Source organism: Paraburkholderia sp. J63 (genome assembly GCF_905220245.1).
Taxonomy (GTDB): Bacteria; Pseudomonadota; Gammaproteobacteria; order Burkholderiales; family Burkholderiaceae; genus Paraburkholderia.
Map to the genome: position 1 here is coordinate 19,001 of NZ_CAJMZF010000059.1, position 22,188 is coordinate 41,188.

At 67.1% G+C, this 22,188-nt stretch carries 20 protein-coding genes; 8 read left to right on the forward strand and 12 right to left on the reverse strand.

Going from position 1 to position 22,188, the window contains the following annotated elements:
- Positions 1-10: 10 nt before the first annotated feature.
- From U5775_RS35430 to U5775_RS35460, 7 genes are all read right to left on the reverse strand, one after another.
- Positions 11-910: a metal-dependent hydrolase gene (locus U5775_RS35430; protein ID WP_322062788.1), complete on the reverse strand. Its 900-nt coding sequence runs from the start codon at positions 908-910 to the stop codon at positions 11-13.
- Positions 907-1,866 carry an SDR family NAD(P)-dependent oxidoreductase gene (locus U5775_RS35435; protein WP_322062789.1) on the reverse strand — a complete coding sequence of 320 codons (960 nt, stop codon included), beginning with the start codon at positions 1,864-1,866 and terminating at the stop codon, positions 907-909. Before U5775_RS35435 ends, U5775_RS35430 begins: the two co-directional genes overlap by 4 nt.
- Before the next feature lie 67 nt (positions 1,867-1,933).
- Positions 1,934-3,514, reverse strand: coding sequence for an NAD(P)/FAD-dependent oxidoreductase (locus U5775_RS35440; protein ID WP_322062790.1), 1,581 nt, complete (start codon positions 3,512-3,514; stop codon positions 1,934-1,936).
- Between the two features lie 251 nt (positions 3,515-3,765).
- Entirely contained in the window at positions 3,766-4,725 is a 960-nt protein-coding gene (locus U5775_RS35445; protein WP_322062791.1) for a MerR family transcriptional regulator, read from the reverse strand.
- Positions 4,726-4,867: 142 nt separating this feature from the next.
- Entirely contained in the window at positions 4,868-5,701 is an 834-nt protein-coding gene (locus tag U5775_RS35450) for an OmpW/AlkL family protein (RefSeq protein WP_322062792.1), read from the reverse strand.
- Positions 5,702-5,906: 205 nt separating this feature from the next.
- Positions 5,907-7,166, reverse strand: a complete 1,260-nt coding sequence (locus U5775_RS35455; RefSeq protein WP_322062793.1) for a DUF2957 domain-containing protein — start codon at positions 7,164-7,166, stop codon at positions 5,907-5,909.
- A 147-nt stretch (positions 7,167-7,313) separates the two neighbouring features.
- Positions 7,314-8,717 carry a DUF2957 domain-containing protein gene (locus tag U5775_RS35460; protein WP_322062794.1) on the reverse strand — a complete coding sequence of 468 codons (1,404 nt, stop codon included), beginning with the start codon at positions 8,715-8,717 and terminating at the stop codon, positions 7,314-7,316.
- Positions 8,718-9,507: 790 nt separating this feature from the next.
- On the opposite strand from U5775_RS35460, the gene U5775_RS35465 reads away from it, so the two are divergent.
- Positions 9,508-10,530 (forward strand): hypothetical protein, encoded by a 1,023-nt coding sequence (locus U5775_RS35465; RefSeq protein WP_322062795.1) that lies wholly within the window; start codon positions 9,508-9,510, stop codon positions 10,528-10,530.
- A gap of 655 nt (positions 10,531-11,185) precedes the next feature.
- Here the strand turns inward: U5775_RS35465 and U5775_RS35470 are convergent.
- Positions 11,186-13,066 (reverse strand): ATP-binding cassette domain-containing protein, encoded by a 1,881-nt coding sequence (locus U5775_RS35470; RefSeq protein ID WP_322062796.1) that lies wholly within the window; start codon positions 13,064-13,066, stop codon positions 11,186-11,188.
- A 13-nt stretch (positions 13,067-13,079) separates the two neighbouring features.
- A complete protein-coding gene (locus U5775_RS35475; protein ID WP_322062797.1) occupies positions 13,080-13,964 on the reverse strand; it encodes an extracellular solute-binding protein in 885 nt (294 codons plus the stop codon).
- Positions 13,965-14,217: 253 nt separating this feature from the next.
- Between U5775_RS35475 and U5775_RS35480 the strand changes: the two genes are divergently transcribed.
- From U5775_RS35480 to U5775_RS35490, 3 genes are all read left to right on the forward strand, one after another.
- A complete protein-coding gene (locus U5775_RS35480) occupies positions 14,218-14,646 on the forward strand; it encodes a TOBE domain-containing protein (protein ID WP_322062798.1) in 429 nt (142 codons plus the stop codon).
- Between the two features lie 72 nt (positions 14,647-14,718).
- A complete protein-coding gene (locus U5775_RS35485; protein WP_322062799.1) occupies positions 14,719-15,351 on the forward strand; it encodes a nitrogen fixation protein NifQ in 633 nt (210 codons plus the stop codon).
- A gap of 74 nt (positions 15,352-15,425) precedes the next feature.
- Positions 15,426-15,824 (forward strand): winged helix-turn-helix domain-containing protein, encoded by a 399-nt coding sequence (locus U5775_RS35490; RefSeq protein ID WP_322062800.1) that lies wholly within the window; start codon positions 15,426-15,428, stop codon positions 15,822-15,824.
- A gap of 59 nt (positions 15,825-15,883) precedes the next feature.
- Here the strand turns inward: U5775_RS35490 and U5775_RS35495 are convergent, their stop codons facing one another.
- Positions 15,884-17,008, reverse strand: a complete 1,125-nt coding sequence (locus U5775_RS35495) for a DUF2325 domain-containing protein (protein WP_322062801.1) — start codon at positions 17,006-17,008, stop codon at positions 15,884-15,886.
- A 248-nt stretch (positions 17,009-17,256) separates the two neighbouring features.
- Between U5775_RS35495 and U5775_RS35500 the strand changes: the two genes are divergently transcribed.
- Positions 17,257-17,385, forward strand: a complete 129-nt coding sequence (locus U5775_RS35500) for a hypothetical protein (protein ID WP_322062802.1) — start codon at positions 17,257-17,259, stop codon at positions 17,383-17,385.
- Positions 17,386-17,445: 60 nt separating this feature from the next.
- Here the strand turns inward: U5775_RS35500 and U5775_RS35505 are convergent, their stop codons facing one another.
- Complete coding sequence (locus tag U5775_RS35505; RefSeq protein ID WP_322062803.1) at positions 17,446-18,111, reverse strand: hypothetical protein; 666 nt, start codon at positions 18,109-18,111, stop codon at positions 17,446-17,448.
- 209 nt (positions 18,112-18,320) lie between these two features.
- Here U5775_RS35505 and U5775_RS35510 point away from each other — a divergent pair, with 209 nt between their 5' ends.
- The 3 genes from U5775_RS35510 to U5775_RS35520 all read left to right on the forward strand — a co-directional run bounded on the left by U5775_RS35510 (position 18,321) and on the right by U5775_RS35520 (position 20,861).
- The gene (locus tag U5775_RS35510) at positions 18,321-19,586 is read left to right on the forward strand and encodes an MFS transporter (RefSeq protein ID WP_322062804.1); all 1,266 of its coding nucleotides are present in this window, start codon (positions 18,321-18,323) and stop codon (positions 19,584-19,586) included.
- A gap of 196 nt (positions 19,587-19,782) precedes the next feature.
- Positions 19,783-20,235, forward strand: a complete 453-nt coding sequence (locus U5775_RS35515; protein ID WP_322062805.1) for a zinc-finger-containing protein — start codon at positions 19,783-19,785, stop codon at positions 20,233-20,235.
- Positions 20,236-20,405: 170 nt separating this feature from the next.
- On the forward strand, positions 20,406-20,861 hold the full coding sequence (locus U5775_RS35520) for a hypothetical protein (protein WP_322062806.1): 456 nt from the start codon (positions 20,406-20,408) through the stop codon (positions 20,859-20,861).
- A gap of 500 nt (positions 20,862-21,361) precedes the next feature.
- Here the strand turns inward: U5775_RS35520 and U5775_RS35525 are convergent, their stop codons facing one another.
- Positions 21,362-21,787, reverse strand: a complete 426-nt coding sequence (locus U5775_RS35525; RefSeq protein WP_322062807.1) for a hypothetical protein — start codon at positions 21,785-21,787, stop codon at positions 21,362-21,364.
- Positions 21,788-22,188 lie beyond the last annotated feature (401 nt).

A 22,188-nucleotide genomic window follows, 5' to 3' on the forward strand; every position in this document is an offset into this window, starting at 1 on the left:
CCATGATCGATCAGGCCGCGCGCGGCGTAGCGGCCTTATGCAGCGGCACACGGCGCGGCGCGGCTTGCGACGCATATTGCGCATTGGTCTCGTCGATCTGCGCGATGAGGCCGTCGAGTCGTTCGAGATGCTTACGATTGTTGTGATCCCACGGATGGAAGCTCGGCTTGAAAAAGCGCAGCCATTCGGGCGCGATGCCGGGAAACACCCCGTGGCGCGGGCCGTAGAGAAATTTGATGAGCTGCCAGCGGCCGCCGAACTTGCCGATGCGCCGCCGGTGCCGGCGCATGAGTGCGAGGTGGTAGTCGAATACGATCAGCCAGAACAGCGCCGTCGTCACGAGCATCGTGCCGGTGCGCATCAGATAGCGCTTCACGCCGGGCTCGATCACGAGATTCCAGACGTCGTACGAAACAGACTTGTGCTCGGTTTCTTCGAGCGCATGCCATAGCCACATCTGCTTGTAGCCTTCGACCGAGCCTTCGATGCGCGTGCCGGTGTCGGCGAGCAGCAGATCGGCGAGCATGGCGGTGTAGTGCTCGAGCGCCACCGTCTGCGCAAGCTGCAGCGAAGGCGGCAGCACCTTGCGCGCGAAGTTCAGGATGGCCCACAGGCGCTTGTCGAGCTTGTGCGCGGGCAGGCCCGCAGCCTGGAGCAGATCGTTGTATTCGACGTGCTCGCGCGTGTGCATCGCTTCCTGGCCGATGAAGCCCATCACCTGCTTCTTGAGCTCGGGGTCTTCGATACGGTCGCGGTAGTGGCGCACGGCGTCCATGAAGAAGCGCTCGCCGGCCGGAAAGAGCAGCGAGAGCGCATTGAAGAAGTGGGTGACTGGCACGCCCTCGACGTGCCAGTCGCAAGCCCTTTCGGGCGGTAACGCGAAGCGGATGTCGCGCCGGATCGGCATCATGCTATTTCTCCCTGATTGCTGTTGCCTGCGTTGTTATTCGTTGCACGCTCGCCTGCGCTGGCGCTGCTGCTGGCGAGCCCATTGGCCGCTTCGCGGCGCGCACGCTTGCGCGCCTTCGCGGCCTCGTGCCGCGCCTTGAACACGACGAGCGCCTGATAGGCCGAGGGCAGCACGCGCGCGAGCCAGTCGGCCATGCGGGCGTCGCGTCCGATCAGCACGCGCCGCGCGTTGCGGCGCACGCCGGTGAGGATCGTGCGCGCGGCGTCGTCAGCGGTGGTGATGAAGAACTTCTCGAATTCGTCCTTGCCGTGCTGCTCGCTCGCCACCATGAAGCCGACCATGTTCGACGCCACGCGGCTCGACTGCGCGATGTTCGTGCGGATGCCGCCCGGATGCACGCAGGTTGCGGAGACGCCGCACTTCATCATGTCGAGCTCCTGGCGCAGCGATTCGGTGAAGCCGCGCACCGCGTACTTGGTGGCGTTGTAGCCGCTCATGCCGGGCTGTGCGAAGAGGCCGAACACGCTCGACGTATTGACGATATGCCCGTCGCCCGACGCCTTCAGATACGGCATGAAGGCCTTGGTACCATGCACGACGCCCCAGAAGTTGATGTTCACGATCCATTCCAGATCGCTGTACGACATGCCGTCGATCGTGCTCGAGAGTGCGACGCCCGCGTTGTTGAACACGAGATTCACGCGGCCGTGCGCGAGCGCGGTTTCATCGGCCCATGCGAATACGGCGTCGCGCTCGCCCACGTCGAGCACGCGCGTCGTCACGCGCACCTTGGGGGCGAGCGCGCGCACGATGCGCTCGGTCTCGGCGAGGCCGAGCGCGTTCTTGTCGGCGAGCGCGAGATGGCAGCCGGCGCCGGCGAGCTGCACGGCGAGCGAGCGGCCCATGCCCGAGCCCGCTCCCGTGATCGCGGCGACCTTGTTGTCGAAGTGCTTCATGAGCGTTGTTTCTCCCTGGCGATGCGTGACGCTGGGTGGTGCCTGACGTTGCGCGTGAGGCTGCGCTTCAGGCGGCCTCGGTGGTCTGCGTGGCGACGCTGAGCAGCGCTTCGGCCTCCTCACGACGCGGCGCGCGCAATACCTGATAGTCGGCCATCGAGAAATGCGCCGTGGCCTGGCGGAACCGCCACGTGAAGCCGGGCCAGAGCGTGGTGTTCTTGCCGTTGCGCGGATCGAGATACCAGCTCTTGCAGCCGCCCACCGACCAGATCGCGCGCGCGAGCTTTTCCTGAATGCGCGCGTTGTAGCGCGCTTCCACCTGCTCCCGCACCTCGATCGCATCGGCGCGATCCTGCTTCATGGCGTCGAGCGCGCCGAGGATGTACTCGATCTGCGACTCGATCATGAAGACCATCGAGTTGTGGCCGAGCCCCGTATTCGGGCCCATGATCATGAAAAAGTTCGGATAACCAGGCAAAGTCGTGCCGAGGTACGCATGCGCGCCGCTGCGCCACGTATCGACGATATCCACGCCGCCGCGCCCGATAACGGCGCCCGCCGGAAACGGATCGGCTACCTGGAAGCCCGTGCCGTAGATCAGGCAATCGACTTCGTAATGCTTGCCGTCCGCGGTGATCACACCGGTGGCGTCGATGCGCGCGATCGCGTCCGTGACCACGTTCACGTTGGCGCGCGTGAGCGCCGGATAATAGTCGTTCGATATCAGCACGCGCTTGCAGCCGATCGTGTAATCGGGCGTCACCGTCTCGCGCAGCGCGGGGTCCTGGACCTGATGGCGGATGTGGCGCAGCGCGAGCTTCTGCACGTTCTTCATGAGCGCGGGGTGAATCGCGAAGCCCAGCACGCGCGACTCCAGCATCCAGTAGAGGCCCGTGCGCGCGATCTTCTGCGTGAACGGCAGCGTGCGGAACATCCACTGCTCGAAGCGGGAAAGCGGCCGGTCGGGCTTGGGCATGATCCACGGCGGCGTGCGCTGGAAGAGCGCGAGGGCGGCCACTTTCGGCGCGATCTGCGGCACGAACTGGATCGCGCTCGCGCCCGTGCCGATCACGGCCACGCGCTTGCCTTCGAGCGCATAGCCGTGGTCCCACTGCTGCGAATGAAACGCGTTGCCCTCGAAGGTGTCCACGCCGGGAATCGCGGGCAGCGCGGGCCGCGAGAGGCCGCCCATGCCGGAGACCAGCACGCGGGCGGCGAGGCGCCGTCCGTTGGCGAACGCAAGACGCCAGCAATGCGCGCTTTCGTCCCACTGCGCGCTGGTCAGCTCGTGATCGAAGTTGAGCCACGGCGAGAGGCGGAACTGCTCGACGCAGCGGTTCAGATACGCGCGAATCTCGGGCTGCGGCGCGAACATGCGTGTCCAGCGCGGATTGGGCGCGAACGAAAACGAGTACACGTGCGATTGCACATCGCATGCGCAGCCCGGGTAGTGGTTGTCGCGCCAGGTGCCGCCCACCGAGCCGGCCTTTTCGAATACGGCGAAGTCGGTATGGCCGCGCTGCAGGAGGCGGATCGCCATGCCGAGCCCGGCGAATCCCGTGCCGATGATGGCGATGCCGAGCGGCTCGCCGGCCGGAGCGTTGCCGCCGTTGCCTGCCGGGTCGACAGACCGGGTGGGTGCGTTCATTCGGAGCGCCTCTCTATGGTCCAGTACGAACTGTTACATTGAATGATGTAAACATAGTGGGCGAGACGCTTTGACGCAAGGGGCTAGAGGGAGCATTCCAGGAAAAGCGCGCAGGCAGGAAAAAACGCGCAAACGCCCGCCTGGCGCCGGTTTGGTGCCGAAGACGGGTGGGAAAAGGGGAGGAGAAAAACGGGGCTACAAGACAAGCCCGCAAAAAAACGTGATCTGGAAGACTGCTGCCGCAGGCCGGGTCAGCGCTTTTTGCCCGTCGCTTTGCCTGCGGCTTTACCGGCGGATTGCTTCGCGGCTGCTCCGTCCGATGCACGCGTGGCCTTGGTGGATCTCGCGGACCTGGCGACGGCTTCGCCCGGCTCGGACAAAGCATCTTGAGTCGATGCCGAAGATGCCGCCGAGCCCGCGCGGCGGCCCAGCGTCTGTTCGAGGATCGTCGCGACGCGGCCGCCCAGGTAGGCGCCCGACTGCTCTTCGAGCGCGCGCAGGATCTCGTTCTCGACGAACACGGTGGAGAGCGGCCGCAGCCGCCAGATCGCGTCGACGAGCGCGGGCATGTCGGTCGCGGGCGGCAGCGCGCCCGCGTCGTAGCGGTCGAGATGGCGCACGACCATCGCCACCAGTGCCCCGGCGATCGCATCGAAATGCGGACGCGCCTCTTCGAGCACGTCCAGCAGCTCGCGCGCCGGAATGCCCTCGCGCACTGTGGCCGCGGCGGCGTCGAGCATGGCCGGGTTGCGCGAAATGAACGACAGGCCCTTGCGTTCGAGCAGCCCGAGCTCCGCGAGCCGGGTGAGGCTGCTGGGCGCCTGCGGGCCGAACAGCTTGATCAGCGTGGGCAGGGAGTAGGTCTTGGGCCGCGTGTGCGACCACGGACCGCCAATCGCGTTTTCGAGGCCGAGAATCGAGCGCAGGTCGCCGCCATCGTCGATGGCCTTGATGAGGTCCTGGATGTTCGAAAGCGTATAGCCGCGCGCGAGCAGGTGATTGATGAGCTTCAGGCGCGCGACGTGGGAATCGTTGTAGATGCCCACGCGGCCGCGCTTGTCGGGCGGCATGAGCAGGTCGCGGTCCTGATAGGCGCGCACGTTGCGCACCGTGGTGCCGGCCACGCGCGCGAGTTCGTCGACGGTGTATTCGCTGTCGACGGTGGGCTCGGGCGCGGTGTCGGTGACGGGAGGCGTGGGCGATTTCGGCATGCGCCGATTTTAGCGCGAGCCGTCGCGCGAGCGCCACGAACGCGCGTTGGCGAGCACACGTAACGCACGCGAAACGTGCCGGACGCACATCACGCGCGTCATTCACATCGTGCGCAGCATGCCCGTCACGCCGTCACGCGCCTCAGAACTTGTACGAGACCGCGAGGAACGAAATCAGCGGATCGGCCTTGAGCTCCGCGCGGCTCACGGCGAGCTCGGTGCCGTCGGCGGCCTTCACGATCACCGAAGACGTGGTCTTCAGCGGAATGTAGGTGAGCGAAGCCACGAGTCCCAGATGCGAGGTGATGTTGTACTCGGCGCCCAGATTGAACACCGGTTGCCACGACGACGAAGCCTTCGCGCTCACCTGCGTCTGCCCCGGCTTGCCCGCGCCGGCCGCTAGCACGGAGCCCAGATCGTCCTGGGTCGCCTTCACGAAGTTCGGGTTGAGCTGGATGTCCGAGAACCAGTTGTACGAGACGCCGATGCCCACGAACGGGCGGAATTTCGCGTCGGCATTCCGGAAGTAGTACTGAAAGATCAGCGCCGGGCTCCACTGGCGCACGCTCTGGACGATGGGATTGGTGGCCGGATCGCCCAGGTTCTGGCTGCCGAGCGCGCCTGCCGGGCCGGGCGGCTTGATCGTGCCGTGGCCGTATAGCTTGAAGGTGGGCGGCACGCCCGCCACCGAGGAGACCGCAATGTGATCGGTCAGGAAATGGGTGAACACGAGGCCGACCGTGTTCGCATTGTTCGTCGACAGACCCGTGCCCGGCGACGTGAACGAATTCGGCAGGCGCAGCGGCGTATTGATCGGCGTGGGCGCCACCGTGGTCGTGAGCGGAGTGGTCGACTGCTGCGGCGCGACGTGGAACCAGCCGAGCACGGCCACGTTGTCGCCCGCGTGCTGAGCGTGGGCGGTCGTGCTCAGCACGACCGCCGCCGCTGCCAGCATTGGCTTTGCGATACGTCTCATCATTCCTCCCTGTTCTTGCTCTTGCCAACTACTCTCAGGTTCGGGTGTCCTGCCCCCGCCTGGTGGGTGTGCGGCGGCCGTTTCGTGAACGGCCGGTCCTGCGCACGCCAGGCGGTGCGCACGTGTTGGCGTGCGCAAGGCGGTCACCTCAGGGGCTGCACGGCCCGGTTTTATCGATGCGTGGTGGCACGCGCCATTGCCCGCGTCACTGCACGAACGCGCCGGCCGTGAAATAGGGCGAGGACGCATTCGTCATGTCGAGGAAGCCAAACACGCCGCCCGTGAAGATCATCTTGCCGGTCGGGGTGCTGCCGGTGGACGCGCCGACGTGCGTGGTCGTCACGATGCCGGGCACGCCCTGCGCAAAGTCGAGATCGAGCGCCGTCGCGAGCGCGGCCTGCGAGGCGTTGAACGGATCGATCAGCGTGCCCTGGGTGCCCGAGAGCGCGAGCGTGCGGTAATCGAACTGGCTGTCCACGCCGATGTACTCGCCGTCCTGCGAGCCCTGCGCGATGGACGTTTGCGGCGCGAGCACGGAAATGCCCGATTCGTCGTCTGCGACGGGGCCGGTCGCGCCGCTTTGCGGATCGATGCCCACCTGCGGATACGCGACGCCGGTGCGCACGAGCACCGGCACGAGTTGCCCGCGCAGCTTGCCGACGATCATGAAGCCCTTCGCCGCGTTCTGTCCGGTCACGAGCGTGGGCTTGACCTGCCCCTGGAAGTGATCGGTCTCGAATGCGCCGCTGCCGTCCGTCGACGGCGTGAAGTTGCTGCCCGGCTGCAGGCACTGGCCCGCGTTCACGCCGGTGTTGTCGCACTCGGTCCACGAGCCGTCGGCGTTGATGGTGATCTTCGCGTCGACGGCGGCGGGCAGGAAGTTCTGCGACGGCACCTGGTGATAGCCGAGCTGGTTATAGGTGCCGGCGACGTTGGCGAGATTCGTTTCGAGCGAGGCAAAGCCGATGAACGGGTAATACGGGAACTTCGTGTCCGGCACCACGCCGATGCCGCCCGAACCCGCGAACTGGATCTCGGCGCCCGGAATCGTGCCGCCCGCCACGCCTTCGCCGATGAACACGCGCGCCGGGCGATTCGGATCGAGGCTCGCGCCGTTGAGCTGGAACGCGCACTGGTTGAGCTTGGCCGTGGGTAGTGCGGTCTCCTGAGTAATCGTGCCCGACGTCACCTGCCCCTTGCGCGTGGGCGTGACGGTGCCCGTGGTCGCGGGAATCGGCGACTCCACATAGGTGATCTGCCAGGTCTTTTTGGTGGTGTCGAGCTGGAGCTTGACGATTTCGCCGTCACCGCCGCCGCCCGTATAGACCGTGCTGTAGTCGAGCGTAGTCGGACAGAGCGAGGTTTCGACGAGCGGCGGGCTGCTGTTGCCGCCGCCGCCGCATGCGCTCAGCGTGAGCAGCAACGGCGCGCCCACACCCAGCGTCGCGAAGAGCTTGGATTTCATACCGCGTCTCCAGAATAGTTCTTGTCGGCGGGGCGCAGGCTCCTCCTCCTGACGCCCCGGTCTGGCTTCTTTCAATCGCTTGTTTCAGCTTGTTTCAGTTGATCAGGTATCCGAACGAATCGCCGTCGGATACCTGCTGCACGACGCTTATTGCGGCTGGATCAGCGCACCCACACCGAAGTAAGGCTGATTCGGCGTGGCGCTGTTGGCCGAGGTCGACGTGACGCCGCCGTTCTCCTCGCCGTTCAGGAAGATGCCGTACAGGCCGCCCACCGCGATTACATTGCCCTTGTTGCCGTTGCCGTCGATCGCGCCGATCAGGCCCGGTTGCGTCTGCGTGTAATCGAGCGTGAACGTGCCTTGCGTCGTCATCGTCGAGGGCTTGAGGAAGCCCGCCGTCTGGCCGTTGATGAGCGTGGCCGTGTAGGCGAAGTTCGAGTCGGCGCCGATATAGCTGCCGTCGAACGCGCCCGGCTTGAGCGTGGTGGCCGGCGCCATCATCGCGATGCCCGATTCGTCGTCCACGTGGGCGTTCGTGAGGTTTTCGTTCACGTAGCCGGTGCGCACGACGATCGGCACGATCGCGTTGTTGAGCTTGCCGAGGATCAGATGCGCGCTCGCGCCGTTGCGCTGGACGATGAGGCCGAGGAGCGGGCCGACGAGCGGTGTCCCGACCGGCGTGGGCGCCTGGATCTGCGGCGCGTTGGCGCTGTCGAAGTAGCTGCCGCTTGCGTCCGCGGTCCACGCGCTCGTGGCCGTTGCACAGCTCGTGTTGTTCGCGCCGGCGGGCACGCTGCAGTTGCCGCTCGCGTCGTACTGTTCCTGCGTGACTTCGGCCGCGGGCGCGAAGTTGTTCGAAGGCAGGATGTGATAGAGCAGCGCGTTATACGAGCCCTTCAAGTCGGCGATATTCGTGCTCACCGACGAAAAGCCGACGAACGGATAGAAGTCGAACGAACGGGCCTTCACGTTGGGAAACAGCGTGGAGGCGAGCTGGTCGCCGCTGAAGTCCACGCTCGCGCCCGGAATGCCGCCACCCGCCACGCCGAAGCCCACGTAGATGGTGGGCGGATTGTTGGCGTTATAGGCCGTCGTATAGGGGCTGCCGTTGATCGTGCCGGTGCCCTGCTGAAGCTGGAACGCGCAAGCGATCTGCGCGGGTGTGGGCAGCGAGCCGGCGGGCGGATGCTGGACCGCGCCCGTGATCGTGAGACCCGCACGCGTGTTCTGCACCGAGCTCGAATTCACCGGGATCGGCGAGGTGAGGAAGGTGAGCGAGTAGGTCATTTTGGTGGGATCGATGCTCAGGCTCACCACTTCGCCGCTGCCCGCGCCGCCCAGGTAGGTGTTCTTCGCGATATCGGCGTCGGCCGGGCACAGCGCCGTGGCAGCCGGCTGGCTCGGGGGCGGCCCCTGGTTCGCGCAGCTCGATCCCGAGCATTGCGCCGGGGTGATGGGCGCCGGATCGCTGGCGTTGCCGCCGCCGCACGCGACCAGCAATGGCGTTGCGGCTGCGGCCAGCGCGACGCAGCGGAGCATGCTCTCCAACATGTGTTGCCTCCCTGTCTCGTAATAATTTATGCGCTGAAGATTGGATCATGACATTGGAGGCTGTCAATTGAACGAAGCACTCTAAATCTGGGCCGTGGGGCAGCGCGGCTTGCGCCGGCATGGTTCCGGCTGCCCGCAACAGGGGTTTGTCCCGATGCGTTCGCAATGCCCGAGGGCAGCGCGGCGCAGGCGCTGAGCAAACAGCATTCCCGGGGAAACGAAGATCGTTGCGCGCGAATCGTTCGGATAGCAAGCTAATTGAAGGGCAGGGCGAAGGCGCGAGGCTAACCCCGGCTGCGGCAGGTTCAAGTTGTCGGCTTGGTCGTGCAGTTGATTCGGCATCCGAATCAAATTGATAGAAGTATTGAGGCGTTGCTCGCGAGCCGGCCAGGGCGCTCAAAGGTGAGCAAATTCGGGAGCCGATTCCCGTGGCGTTAACCAAAAGGTGAGCATTTTCGGGGGCGTAGACGCCGGGCTCGCTGCGAGCAACCAGAAATGGCCAATAACCGGGTAATCCGGTTCGTGAATGACAAAGGTGAGTGTCTGCGGGAGCTGATCTTCACTGAGTGGCATCGAAAAAGCGTTTTTACTGGACGTCGTTAAGTTGCTTCGCGGATTTTTCAATCTAAAGCGTCTGGGCCTATTGGTAAAGGTGAGCGTTTTCGGGAGTGGTGCGGTGCGGCAAGCTGTCATCGTCGCGCAGGCGGGACACGGTATAGTGACTCGCCATACGCGCCGGTGAGCCCACTCCTCGAGTGCCGCCGCCGGCGCCGCACCACGGAGTTGCATCATGGGATTTTTCGACCGACTGTGGCCACGCAAGCGCGCGATGCCGGTTCAGGAGACCGCACAAATGCGCGCGCTCCTCGATCGGCTGGTCGTGCTCAGCCCGTCGCTGAAACTCGCGCGCGACTATCGCGAGCGGCTCTGCCCCGCGCTCGCGCAGTCGATCGCGTACGTGCACGATATCGTCGAGCGCCTGCCGCCCGCGCGCGAGGCGAGCGCCGCGAACTGGCTCGACGATCCTTATATTCACGCGTTCTTCGCCGCGCCCGACGAGATCTCGCTCGTGCTGAGCCGCTCGCCCGAACTGCATGCGTGGTTCGAGAGCCATTCGCTCGTGAGCGAAACCTGGGCGGTGCTGGGCATGGCGATGATGGAGCGGCGCGGCTTCGGCGTTGGGCGGCACGGCGACGAGGTGCATACCGACGTCGCCCAGACCACGCTGAGTTTCGACGATCACCAGGTGCGCGTGTGCGGCGAATCCGAAGCGGATCTGCGCGAGCACATCGTGCAGCGCGTGGTCGAGCAGATCGCGCTCGAAGGCCTCGCGCAGATCGGCGCCGACGAGTCGCGCCGCGACGCGCTGGAACAGGAGCGCGCGCTGCTGCGCACGCGCCGCCAGTTGCTCACGCGGCAGGGCGCGGGCACCCAGCGGATGGTGGGCGAGCGTGCGATCGAGAACGCCGCGGAGCTTGCGCAACTTCAGGCATCGATCGAAGCGAACGAACAGGCGCTTGCCGCGCTCGGTTTGAAGACCGATGCGCTCGAGCACGAAATGGACGTGATCTGCGGTGTCCTGGCCGATCCTGCCCGGCACGCGAACGTCGAGATGAAGCATGTGCGGCTGAGCCCGATGAACATCGTGATCGAGCGCGACGCGCGGAGCAACGGCGCGGAGATCGTGTTTCCGCTCGCGCGTCTTCCGGCCAGCCCGCAGGGCGTGCGCGCGTTCTCGCTGATACGCTTCGCGCGCTCGGATCTCATGCCGTTGCCGAAGGTATTGGACGAAGATAGCCGCTTCATCATTTGAGCCGAAGACCTTCGCAACGAGGCGTTGCGGTGCGAAAGGTGAGCGTTTTCGGGAATGGTGCGCGGGCATGTGCTCGCGGCTCGATGCGACCAGAGGTGAAGCACGTTGGCTCCGGATCGCTCACCGCGATTGCGCGCCCGCGCAAGAAATCACGCGATTTCTCGGGCCGTTACGGTGAAATATTTCCTGGGAGTCCCAGGTCACGCACGCGAGGCGATTGCTCATGCCCTGCCGTGCAAGCACGCGTGAATCAAGGTGAGGGTTTTCGGGAGCTGACGCCAACGTACGATTCGGCGCCATGCGGTGAGGTGAACGAACAGTCTGCCCTTCACCGTTTGCGCGAGTGCGCTTGCGAGCCGGCGGGCACCATCGATCCAAAACGCGGTGCCAAAACGCGGGATTTTCTATCGAGCCGCGAAAAAATTTCCTGGTAGTCCCAGGTTAAGCGATGCGAATCTTTCTTGATCCCGTGCGTGAAGGCGCACCTGAGCGCCAAAGGTGAGGCTATTCGGGAGCGGTGCGTATCGTCGTTTCGAAACACTAACCGTTTGGGCAGAAGGCTTTGAAAACACGGGAAAACAAGGCCTTCTGTGTCGTGTCGCGACGTTCGGCACAGTGCGATCGAGACCGCCGCGGCACCCAAAGGTGAGCTTTTTCAGGGGTGCGCCGCAGGCCACGCGAAAACGCCCGCGGGATCGATTTCGAAACGCAGCGCGCCTGCGCGTTCGCTCGTGTGCGCGCAGGCAGGCGGGAACGCCGCATCGTCGGCGGGGAGGTCGAATGTTTCGCCCGCCAGCTCGACCGTGACATAGCGGTCGCCGTGGCGCAGCGAGACGCCAGTGAGACGGCCTTCGAGCGAACCGCCCGGCGTCGCGCACAGCGCGCGCGGCGACACGCGCCACATCACGGGCGTGCCCGCGGCGAGCGGCGTGCCCTGGCAGGCATTCGTGCCCGGCAAGCGCAGGCCGCCCGCCGTTTCGATCTCGCCCGAGCCCAGCACGACGCCCACGCCGATGTTGTGCAGTCCGAGCAATTCGGCCACCCGCAGCGAGGCGGGCCGCGCGAATACCTCGTGAACGGGACCGGCCTGCAAGGTGCGGCCGTGCTCGATCACGAGCACTTCGTCGGCGAGCAGCGCGGCTTCGTCGGGGTCGTGCGTGACGATCACGGTTACCGCGCCGATCTCGCGCTGCAGCGCGCGCAGCGATTGCTGCAGCTTGCGCCGGCGCGGCGTGTCGAGCGCGGCGAACGGCTCGTCGAACAGCAGCAGTTGACTGTGCCGAGTGAGCGCGCGTGCGAGCGCCACGCGCTGGCGCTGGCCGAACGAGAGCTGGCGCGGCAGGCGCTGCGTGAGCGTGTCCAGACCCAGATGCGCGAGCCAGTAGCGTGCGCTGGCGGCATCGGCATCGACGGGAAACGCCAGTTGCTGCGCCACCGTCATGTGCGGAAAAAGCCCGTAGTCTTGCGGCATGTAGCCGATCTGGCGGCGCTCGGGCGGCAGCGCGCCGATGTCGGTCGCGCCGAGCGAGACGAAGCCCGCGTCGTTGGGCTCGAGGCCCGCGACGATGCGCAGCGCGAGCGACTTGCCCGAGCCCGACGGCCCGATGATCGCGAGCCGTCGCGTGCGCGGCTGCCAGGCGACGTCGAGCGTGAAGGCGCCAAGGCGCCGCTGCGCCGCGAATGCGAGCCGCAGATCGCCCGTGTCCGCTGCCGTGGCGGCGGGCGTGAATGCGGTGAGCTCGTCGCCGTTGTCCACGCTCACCGCGAGCGTTGCGCGCGCGCCGCGGCTATAGACCGAGAGCACCGCGCAGACGATGGCGATGGCGAGCGTCGGCAGCAGGAGCGGCATCATCGCCGGCAATCCCTGGCCGCCGAATACCACGTAGGTGTAGACCGGCAGTGAGTATGGGTGATAGGCGACCATCACCGTTGCGCCGAATTCGCCGAACGCGCGCAGCCAGGCGAGCGCGAGCCCCGCGCGGATGGCGGGCCACGCGATCGGCAGCGTGACGCGGAAGAAGCGGCTGGCGGCGTGATGGCCGAGCGTGGCGGCGACGTCGTCGTAGACCGGATCGACGGCGGCGAACGCCGAGCGCGCCGCGACGATCAGGAACGGCGCGGCCACGAAGGTTTCGGCGAGCACGATGCCCGTGAAGGAGTCGGTGAGCGAGCCGCCGAAAAGCTGGCCGATCGGGCTATACGGGCCGATCAGGAACAGCAGCAGGATGCCGCTCGTGAGCGGCGGCAGAGCGAGCGGCAGTTGCACGACGAAGCCGAGCACGGCGACGCCGCGTGCGCGCGAACGCGCGAGCCAGTAGCCGAGCGGCACGCCGCCCACGAGGATGACGAGGGCGGCCACGCTCGCGCTCGCCACCGAGACCCCGACCGCCGACCCCATGGTGCCCCAGTCGACGCCGGCCCAGTCGGCCTGATCGATCTGCGGAATGCTGGCGAGAAACGGCGCGCACAGATAGACCGCGAGCAACGCGCCGAGCCACCAGAGCGGCCTTGCGGCGCGTTGCGTGGGTTGGGTCATGGCTGCCGCATCGTCATTGCTGCGCGGCGTCGATCACGGCCTGCACCGAAGGCGGAATGGCCTGGGCTTCGCCCTTGACCGCGGGCTTCGTGACGTCCACGCCGTGCTCGGCGAGCAGCTTGCGGCCTTCGGCGCTCAGCAGGAAGTTGACGAAGCGCGCGGCGCCTGCGCTATTGGGCGCGTCGTTGAGGATCGTGAGCGTGTAGTTCGCCTTGATCCCCAGCTCGGGTGCGGGATGGATCGCCGGAATCTTCAGGTCGGACGTCTCGGTCGAGTAGAAGAAGCCCGCGTCGAGCTGGCCCGACTGCAGGCGGCCCACCAGCGTTTCTTCGGGCAGCACCTGGGCGGGATTCTCGGGCGCGCCGAGCGTCTTCTCGACGAGGTCCGGCTGGTCATACGCCTGCGCGGCCTTCGTCATGAGCTCGACGGTAAAGGCACCCTTCGGATCGAGCTTGGGATCGGTGCGGCCGAGGCGGATGCCCGGCTCCTGCAGCACCTGATCCCACTTCTTGGTCTTGAAATCGGCGGCGAAGCGGCTCTTCGGGTTGTAGCCGATCAGCAGAGGCGATTCGGCGAAATTGACGTACCACGAAACGTGATTGCCGTTGGCCTCGCCCATGAGGCTCGCGTTGACCTTCGGGCTCGCGCTGATGAACACGTCGCCGCGACGCAGCTTGCCCTTCACTTCATTGGCGATCTTGTTCGAGCCGGCTGCGTAGCCCTTGAAGTGCAGGCCCGTTTCCTTCTCGAACGCAGGGCCGACGCTCTTTTCCATCAGATTCACGAGCGAGCCTGCGTAGAGCACGTTGACGTCGCTGTCATCGGCTGCGAATGCGCTCGTGCTGGCGGCGAGCACGCCGGACATCACCACGACAGATGCGATCAGCTTGCGGATCATCTCTTCTACCCCGTAGCGTTATAAAGGTCCATATATTACGACGGACTGCCGGGTTCATGCACCTGGCCACATGGGCAATGTTCCCGATAACACCTGTGCGTGATCCGGTTGCGCGGCTACACTGGGCATCTGCATCCGGACGTCCCGGCCGCGCGCGCCGCGCCGGTTGTTTCGTCGTTTCGTCATTTTGTCGTTTCTTGAATTCTCAACTTTGCATGGGGCCGCACCCAGTGCGGTCCAACAGGAGGCCATCATGCGTACCAGCGCCCGCAATCATTTCTCCGGCCAGATCGCTGCGGTCAAGGCCGGCGCCGTCAACGACGAAGTCACGCTGCGCGCCGACGGTGGCCTCGAGATCGTCGCCATCATCACGCACGGCAGCGCCGCGTCGCTCGGCCTCGCGGCGGGCAAGAGCGCGTTCGCGCTCGTGAAGGCTTCGTCGGTGATCATCATGGTCGACGGCGACGCCAGCAAGGTTTCCACGCGCAACGTCGTCGCGGGCACCGTCGCTTCGGTCACGAAGGGCGCCGTGAACGCCGAGGTCGTGATCGCGGCGCCGGGCGGCGCGCAGATCGCGGCCATCATCACGAACGAGAGCGTGGACCACCTGGGCCTCGCGGCGGGCAAGGCGGCTTCGGCGCTCTTCAAGGCGTCTAGCGTGATCGTGGGCGTGGACGCCTGATTTGCGCACGCGGCTCGTGCTGAACCGGCTTGCGCGCCGCTGCTCGCGCGCGTGACCGCAACGGCGACCGATATGACCGAGACCTTGCCCGGCCACGCGGCGGCGCCCGATTTCGAGCGTCGCGCGGCGGCTTGCCGCGACCGTTTGACCGGCGTGCCCGGCGGCGCGTGTTCCGACGCCGCGTGGCTGTTCGCGCGGCTCGTGGCGGCGCGCGAAGTGCGCGGCGAGCGGGTCTTGCTGGGGTTATCGGCGCAAGCGCTGGCGGAGCTTGCGCAACGGCATTTCGCGGCGGACGCGGCGGCGGTGCTCTCGCCATCGTCGCATTTCGATCCGTATTTGCCGCATCAGCCGCCCGTCGTGGATGCAACGCATGCCGCATTCGTTGCGTCGATGCGCGACTTCCTGATGGGTCTCGCCGCACCCGATGTCGATGCCGCCGATGCCCGGTGTCTCGCCACGATCCTCGCGCATGCGTGCCTGCGCCCCGATCACCTGTGGCGCGATCTGGGTCTCGCGGGTCGCGACGACGTCACGCAAATGCTCACGCGCTTCTTTCCCGAGGTCGTCGCGCGCAATCGCGAAGGGCTGCGCTGGAAGAAACTGCTCGCGCGCGAACTGGCACGGGCCACCGGCGGCGTGCCGGGGCCCGCGCCGGGCTGTCCCGGCTGCGAGGATTTCGGCTTCTGCTTTCCGCAGGGGCATTGAGTGCGCATGGGCGCCAGCCCACAGCCCGAATGGTCCAGCCCGGATGGCCCAGCCCTTCGTGTATGCTTGCGCCCATGACCCCACCCCAAAAAGATCAGACGCAGCCCAGTGTGTCGACAGAGCGCAAGGAGCCTGACGTCCGTTTTCGCATGCGCGTCATTCAGGACGGCACCATCGCGCTCGGGCCTGGCAAGGTGCAACTGCTCGAAGCCGTGCGCGAGCACGGCTCGATATCCGCGGCGGCGCGCAGTCTGGGCATGTCGTATCGGCGCGCGTGGCTCCTCATGGACGAACTCAATCGCGCGCTCGAATCGCCGGCCACGGTCTCCGAGCACGGCGGCCAAAGCGGCGGGGGCAGCACGCTCACGCCGGTGGGCGAAGAGATCATCCGCCTCTATCGCGGCATCGAGGCGCGGGCCGCGGCCTCATGCGCGCTCGAAATCGAAGCGCTGAAGAAACTCGTGAAGGGCTGAACCCGCACGCGCACCTTGCGCGGCGCCGGACGCGCACGACTGCGTGCGCGCCGGGCCGCCTAGCCGTGGCGCAGGCAGAACCGCGAGACGGGCACGGCCGTCAGCGCAGGCGTGGTGTTCACGTGCAGCCGCATCATCAATTCGACGAAACTCGCGAGGCTCGCGGTGCGCAGCGGGTGCCAGCTCACCTGGTGCCGCTCGCACACGCGCTTGAGCGTGGCCATCGAATCGTGATCGATGCAATCGACCGGAAACACGGCCATGTCGGCACCGGCGAGCGAGGCCGCCAGCAGGCCCTTGCGGTCCTCGACGCCGCCGTCGTGCACCGTGAGCTCGCCGCCCGCCGCGGCCACCCAGCGCCGCAGTGCGTGATTCGATCCGGGGCGGCCGCCCACGTAGACGATGCGCCGTCCCTTGAGCGCCTCGCGCGGCAGGGCGCGCGGCGCGTCTTCGTCGTCGGGCTGCGCGGCGCTTTCCATCGCACAGGCCTCGGCGCGCAGCGCGTCGATCAGCGCATGGGCTTCGTCCAGTTGCGTGCGCAACGTCTGCAGCGTGCTTGCGTCCGCGGCAGCGCGCAGCTCGGCCGCTTCGCGGCGGCTCGTCTGAAGCGCGAGCCGTGCGTCGCGTGCAGCCAGCGCTTCCTGCAACGCCGCGAGCTGCTCGTGCAGCGCCGCCTGGTTGTGCTCCGCGTCCTGCCATTCCGGCCGGGCGGCGGCGTGCGCCGCCTGTTCGTCGAGCGCCTTGCGGGCGTCGTCGCGCTCGCGGCTCATCTCGGTGAGGCGCATCTGCTGGCGCTCGATCTTTGCCTGCAAGGCCGCGTTTTCTTCCTCCAGCGCCACGAGGCGGCGCAGATCGGCACGGTTCGCCGAGCCCACGAGGTGCGAGAGCATGTGCAGGTCGCCGAACGCGGCCTGGCGCACTTCCATCGTCGTGGCCGGATGGGTCATCAACGCCCAGTAGGCGGGGGGAATGTCGCCGCTCGCGCGGGCTTCGTTCCAGAGCGCGAGGACGGCGTCGGCGTCTCGCGCGGCGGCAAAGCGGCGCAGCGCGCCGGCGTAGCGCGTGTCGAGCGCCTTTTGCAGCGCCTTGCAGAGCGCGCCGCCCTGTATCGCATGCTCGACCGCGGTGTGATGAATCTCGAGATCGCTCGCGTGCTGGCCGTCGAGTGGCGTGAATTTCGGCACGAGCTTGCGCAGCTCGTGCGTGGAAAGACAGGTGCCGATGATCGAGCAGTGCAGATGCGCGTCGAGATCGGCGAGACGCGGGCGGCGCCGCGAGCGGTCCAGCTCGGCTTGCGAAGGGCCGCAACAGGCAGCAGCGGCGGCGGGAGCGAAGACGCGCAGATGCGGCGCCTCGTCCGGCGTCGCGGCGTCCGGGCGAGGCGAAACGGCGGTGCGTGCATGGTGACCTCTGATCCGGTTGGGAGCGCGGGATGGCGATGCGCGTGGCGCAGCCGTTGGCGATGACGCACGGCTGCCTGCCGAATGCGCAATATACCACGGAATATAACGTGGTCAGGCGGGTGGAGCGGCGCCGCGCTCACACGCTGGATGGCGGCTGACGGCGCTTGTCTGATGGTGTTCGGCGCGCCGCGTGCCGCTGGGCGCGTGCGTGCGCCGGATCAGGCGGCATCCCTTTGCATGGGCGCGACGGCATCGGCTTCCACGGCTGCGGCTGCCGCAGGCGCGGTTTCGGCCGCCGCGCCGCGCGCGTCTTCCAGATGCCGCGCAAGCACGTGCCCGACGCCCAGGCGGACGAACGCCGTATCGAGACGCTCGAGCTCGGCCGCGGTTTGCCGCATGGCTTCGGTGTCGAGGCAGAAGGCGTCGGAGAAGAGCGCGTCGCGAGTCTTGTCGAGACGGCGCGCGTCGCGGATCGCCCGCTTGAGCTCGCGATGCCGGGCAAAGCGCGCGCCGTCGACGCGGCGTGCAAGCACCGCGAGCAACGGCTGCAGCGAAGCGCCGCTCTCGCCGCGCGGCGGCGGCTCGCTTGCGTCGGCGGCGAACAGGCGGTTGAAACGGTCGATGCTTTCGCGCAGACGCCGGAAGGCGTCGATGACGTCGCGAATCTGCTCCGCGCGCTCGTGGCCCGACGCGGGGCGCAGGATCGTGAACGTGGCCGGGACGGCGTCAGGCGCCTCTACGTCCAACTCCAGCGTGCCGGTTTCCCGCATGCCGGTCGCCCGCGCTCCGTGCGCCGGCGTGCTGGACGGCGACGCCGGCGGCACGGCGCTCAGCGTGCCCGGGCTGTTTCCCGCGGCATTCGTCGCCAAGGGCTGACGGCTCACTCAACCACCTCTTTCTGACTCATGGATCTCAGGTCGCATGGCGGGAGGCCCAACCGGGAAGCCCGACGCGTTCGTTGTATTCTAATGTATATATCGAAACCGGCAATCCGCTACGCGCATGAATCGAGGTGCGCCGGTGCCGTCAGGCGCGCTGCTCTAAAATGTGATGCTTTGCACGTCGCCCACGCGCGGCGCCTTTCCCGCCGTTCATGAACACACCCTCATCCGCACCCGACGCCGCACCCGGGCCTCTCACGCGCAATCGCGGCTTCCAGCGCTTCTGGGGCGCGCGCGTGCTCGCCTCGATGTCGTTCCAGATGCTGGCCGTCGCGATGGGCTGGCACGTCTACGCGCTCACGAAGAGCGCGTTCGCGCTCGGCCTCGTCGGCCTCTCGCAGTTCCTGCCGATGTTCCTGCTCACGCTCGTCGTCGGCCATGTCGCCGATCGCTACGACCGCCGGCGCATCGCCGCCGTCTGCCAGGCCATCGAGTGCGCCGCCGCGCTGATCTTCGCGTGGGGCACCTTCGGCGGCTGGCTGAGCGCGCCGGTCATCTACGCGCTGGCGGCTTGCGTGGGCGCGGCGCGTGCGTTCGAGTCGCCGGCCATCTCGTCGCTGCTGCCCGCCGTGGTGCCGCGCTCGCAACTGCCCACGGCCACCGCGTGGTCGACCTCGGCGGGCCAGACCGCGCAGATCGTCGGGCCGGCGCTGGGCGGCTTGCTCTACGGCGTGGGCGCGGGGCCGGCGTATCTGGTGTGCGCGCTGTCGTTCGCCGTAGCCGCCATGCTCTCGTCAGCCATTCCGCTGCAGGCGCGGCCCGCCGTGCGAGCTCCCGTCACGCTCGCCTCGGTGTTTTCGGGCATCGCCTTCATCCGCTCGCAGCCCGTGATTCTGGGTGCGCTCTCGCTCGACCTGTTCGCCGTGCTGTTCGGCGGCGCGACCGCGCTGTTGCCCGTCTTCGCGCGCGACATCCTGCATGCGGGGCCGTTGGCGCTGGGCCTGCTGCGCTCCGCTTCGGCCGTGGGCGCGCTCGCGGGCTCGATCTGGCTCGCGCATTTTCCGCTGCGCAGACGTCCCGGCCTCGCCATGTTCGGCGGCGTGATCGTGTTCGGCTGCGCGACCATCGCATTCGGGCTCTCGCACAACATCGCCGTGTCGCTTGTCGCGCTCGCGGTGCTGGGCGCGTCGGACGTGGTGAGCGTGGTCGTGCGCACCTCGCTCGTGCAATTGCGCACGCCCGAGGACACGCTGGGCCGCGTGAGCGCCGTCAATTCGCTTTTCATCGGCACTTCGAATCAGTTGGGCGAGTTCGAGTCGGGCCTGACCGCCGGATGGTGGGGCGCGCAGCCCGCGGTGCTGGTGGGCGGCGTGGCGACGATCGGCGTGGCGCTGCTATGGATGAAGCTCTTTCCCGCCCTGCGCGAGGCGCGCTCGCTCGAGCACGAGGAGACGCGGGCCGCCGCGGGTGCGGGTTGAGGTGGGGTGAGCGGGCGTCCGGCGCCCGTTTCCCGGTATCCTTTCGCCAAAGGGCGCGTTCTTCCCGCGCTCGCCCCGCCATAACCCAAATGCGCTCCAGACGCGCCCCAGCCGTGCCGCAGCAACACCGCAAACGCAATCACCACCACGCAAGCAAGCTCATGCAATCGTCGACTTTTGCCCCAGGGAGCCGCGCATGCGCGTAGGCCGACCGGTCAAGGCGCTGCCGCAGCCGCTGTGCGACTACTGCGGCGCGAAGGCGCTGCTCGCCCGTTACGGCGACGAAGCCTACCCGTACCGCGACGACCACGGCCCGCTCTGGGTCTGCGCGGCCTGCGAGGCGTGGATTGGCGTGCCCGCGCGCAGCACGCGCAACGTGCCGCTCGGCCGGCTCGCCAACGCCGCGCTGCGCGACGCCAAGAGCCGTCTGCACGATGTGCTGGAGCCGCTCGTGGCCGCCAAGGTGCGGCGCGACAAGGTGAACGTCTTCGAGGCACGCGGCCGCGCGTTGCGCTGGCTCGCCGAGGAACTGGGCTTCGACTTGCCGAATCCGTCGATCCACCATCTGACGCTCGATCAGTGCGAGGCGGCCATCCGCCACGTGGAGGCCTTCATGGCCGCTCGCCGAGGCTCCGACGACGCGCGCTAGCGCCGCGTCAGGCCCGCACGGGCGCGTGACCAGCTAGGGCGGGTCGTCTGCGCCTACTGGCGCCAGCCTGTCACCAATCGTTACACCCATCTCGCGCGGCGGCGCTCAACCTTGGGCGCTACGTGCCGTTAATGCGGCTGAATGCATCTGAACGGACACCGATGTGCGCCATGGCCAAGACGATCCCCTTTCCGCAGCACAAGACCACCCGCGCGCGGCGCAATAAGGCCGAGCTGCTGCCGATGCCGCGCGCGAGCGCGGACGAACTCGCGCTGCAAGTGCATCTGGCACTGGCGTCGTTGCGCGCGGGCGGCGCACAACATGATGCGCGCGCGCTCCTGCATGCGCACGTGCTGGCGCAGTCGATTGCCGGCGCGGGCTACGGCGCGTTGACGCCCGAGCAGGTCAGCTCTGCCGACGAGGCGATCCTCGCGTGCTTCGCGCGCGGCGGCGCCGAGGACGTCTGGTGTCTCGACGATGCGCAATTCGAGGCGGTCAAGTCGGTCGTGGCCGTCTACGACCAGCAGTTGCAGAGCGCGCCGTTCTGGGTGCTGGCGGAGGCCAGCGAGCGGCTGGAGCGCATGGGCGCGAGCGATACCCGGCAGCAGGTCCGCAAGCGCGCGTGAGTGCAGCCTTTCACGCGCACTGGCACGAAAGTCGAATTGTCCGTCACGCAGACGGAAAGGCCGCCGCCGCCATGCGCCGGGTACGTGGATTGCGAACCATCTACGAGGTTGGCAAACGATCCGCCCCTCAATGCGTATGGCAGCCGCAGCAGCAGAATGAACCGGATGCAATCGCCCGCGGGGCCAGATGAAGACCGGTCACGCCCCATGCGCCGTCGCGCGCCGCCATCACCGGCTTGGGATGGCCGCGCGGTGGTCGTGTGGCGGCATTGGCACGACATTTGACGCGAGGCGCGAATCGTGTTGACTTCCGGCAGTGGGCGTGACTAAAATTCGCCCGTCTTAACAAAAGGGGCTGACGCCTTGGACAGTAGCAGTTGTCGATCTTCGAATAGTTTCGCTGCCTGACCGGCACGACGTCCGCGCTCCCTTTCTTTCAGCCGCCGTCTTGCCAGCCAGGCAGATGGTGCGCGTCCAGCAGTAATCCTCGTGCACTCTGATTAGCGTCGACCCGGCGCCGCTGCGTGTTTTTCGCGCGCAGCATCGGGCCGATATCGCGCCGTGGGCGAACCTCGCTCGCGGCACGGTCCGTTCGTTGCGCGCATCGCCAGCCGATGCGTGCGATGCGCGGATCGCCACTTGCGTTGCGCATGGCTAAGCCGATCCGGCTCGCCGCGCGCCGCCGTGACGATGAGGAGTTCCGATGTCCGACAGTGACAGTTATCCGTTATGCCGCTTCCTTTTTTCGTTCCCTGAGGAAAGCGCGCAGACTTAAAGCCGCTGTAGCGCGCCGAATTGGCATCGCGCAGCCGGGTCTGCTGGCTTTCCTCGCCAAGGCGTCCACACGAACGTGAGACGCGAGGAGATTCAGCATGAACTTCGGCCTTCTTCTGCCGCAGCTGCCGCAAACGCAGCAAGACCTCCATCCCGATGTGATCGGCGCCCGCCAGCGCGCGCCGGCCGCTCCGCCTTGCCTCCGTTCGAGACTCGCCGCGCGCTGGCGAGACTTGCGCGCACGGATGTTCCGGCGCGCACGGGGCTGACGTCGCTTGCGACAAGCAACGTCCGGGATAGACAAGAAAGCGCGGCCCCGCGCGCCTGTGCCGCCCGCCGTAAGGCGATGCAGGCGAGGCGCTGGGGCCGCCGACAGCAACACAGAGCCACATCCAGAAACGCTGGTGCTTCAAGACATGAATTCGTTCAACCTGTTCAATCGCTCGATGCGAACGACACGCCGCGCACCGCGCGCATGCGGCGTCGTGCATGCATCCGCCCCGGGAGGCCGCTGATGGAGTTCAGATTCAACCTGAACCGGACGGCCAACGCT

Excerpts from the sequence above, each read along its gene's own strand:
- U5775_RS35430 (WP_322062788.1), bottom strand. The coding sequence starts at position 910 with ATGATGCCGATCCGGCGCGACATCCGCTTCGCGTTACCGCCCGAAAGG.
- U5775_RS35435 (WP_322062789.1), bottom strand. The coding sequence starts at position 1,866 with ATGAAGCACTTCGACAACAAGGTCGCCGCGATCACGGGAGCGGGCTCG.
- U5775_RS35440 (WP_322062790.1), bottom strand. The coding sequence starts at position 3,514 with ATGAACGCACCCACCCGGTCTGTCGACCCGGCAGGCAACGGCGGCAAC.
- U5775_RS35445 (WP_322062791.1), bottom strand. The coding sequence starts at position 4,725 with ATGCCGAAATCGCCCACGCCTCCCGTCACCGACACCGCGCCCGAGCCC.
- U5775_RS35450 (WP_322062792.1), bottom strand. The coding sequence starts at position 5,701 with ATGAGACGTATCGCAAAGCCAATGCTGGCAGCGGCGGCGGTCGTGCTG.
- U5775_RS35455 (WP_322062793.1), bottom strand. The coding sequence starts at position 7,166 with ATGAAATCCAAGCTCTTCGCGACGCTGGGTGTGGGCGCGCCGTTGCTG.
- U5775_RS35460 (WP_322062794.1), bottom strand. The coding sequence starts at position 8,717 with ATGTTGGAGAGCATGCTCCGCTGCGTCGCGCTGGCCGCAGCCGCAACG.
- U5775_RS35465 (WP_322062795.1), top strand. The coding sequence starts at position 9,508 with ATGGGATTTTTCGACCGACTGTGGCCACGCAAGCGCGCGATGCCGGTT.
- U5775_RS35470 (WP_322062796.1), bottom strand. The coding sequence starts at position 13,066 with ATGACCCAACCCACGCAACGCGCCGCAAGGCCGCTCTGGTGGCTCGGC.
- U5775_RS35475 (WP_322062797.1), bottom strand. The coding sequence starts at position 13,964 with ATGATCCGCAAGCTGATCGCATCTGTCGTGGTGATGTCCGGCGTGCTC.
- U5775_RS35480 (WP_322062798.1), top strand. The coding sequence starts at position 14,218 with ATGCGTACCAGCGCCCGCAATCATTTCTCCGGCCAGATCGCTGCGGTC.
- U5775_RS35485 (WP_322062799.1), top strand. The coding sequence starts at position 14,719 with ATGACCGAGACCTTGCCCGGCCACGCGGCGGCGCCCGATTTCGAGCGT.
- U5775_RS35490 (WP_322062800.1), top strand. The coding sequence starts at position 15,426 with ATGACCCCACCCCAAAAAGATCAGACGCAGCCCAGTGTGTCGACAGAG.
- U5775_RS35500 (WP_322062802.1), top strand. The coding sequence starts at position 17,257 with ATGGCGATGCGCGTGGCGCAGCCGTTGGCGATGACGCACGGCTGCCTG.
- U5775_RS35510 (WP_322062804.1), top strand. The coding sequence starts at position 18,321 with ATGAACACACCCTCATCCGCACCCGACGCCGCACCCGGGCCTCTCACG.
- U5775_RS35515 (WP_322062805.1), top strand. The coding sequence starts at position 19,783 with ATGCGCGTAGGCCGACCGGTCAAGGCGCTGCCGCAGCCGCTGTGCGAC.
- U5775_RS35520 (WP_322062806.1), top strand. The coding sequence starts at position 20,406 with ATGGCCAAGACGATCCCCTTTCCGCAGCACAAGACCACCCGCGCGCGG.
- U5775_RS35525 (WP_322062807.1), bottom strand. The coding sequence starts at position 21,787 with ATGGAGGTCTTGCTGCGTTTGCGGCAGCTGCGGCAGAAGAAGGCCGAA.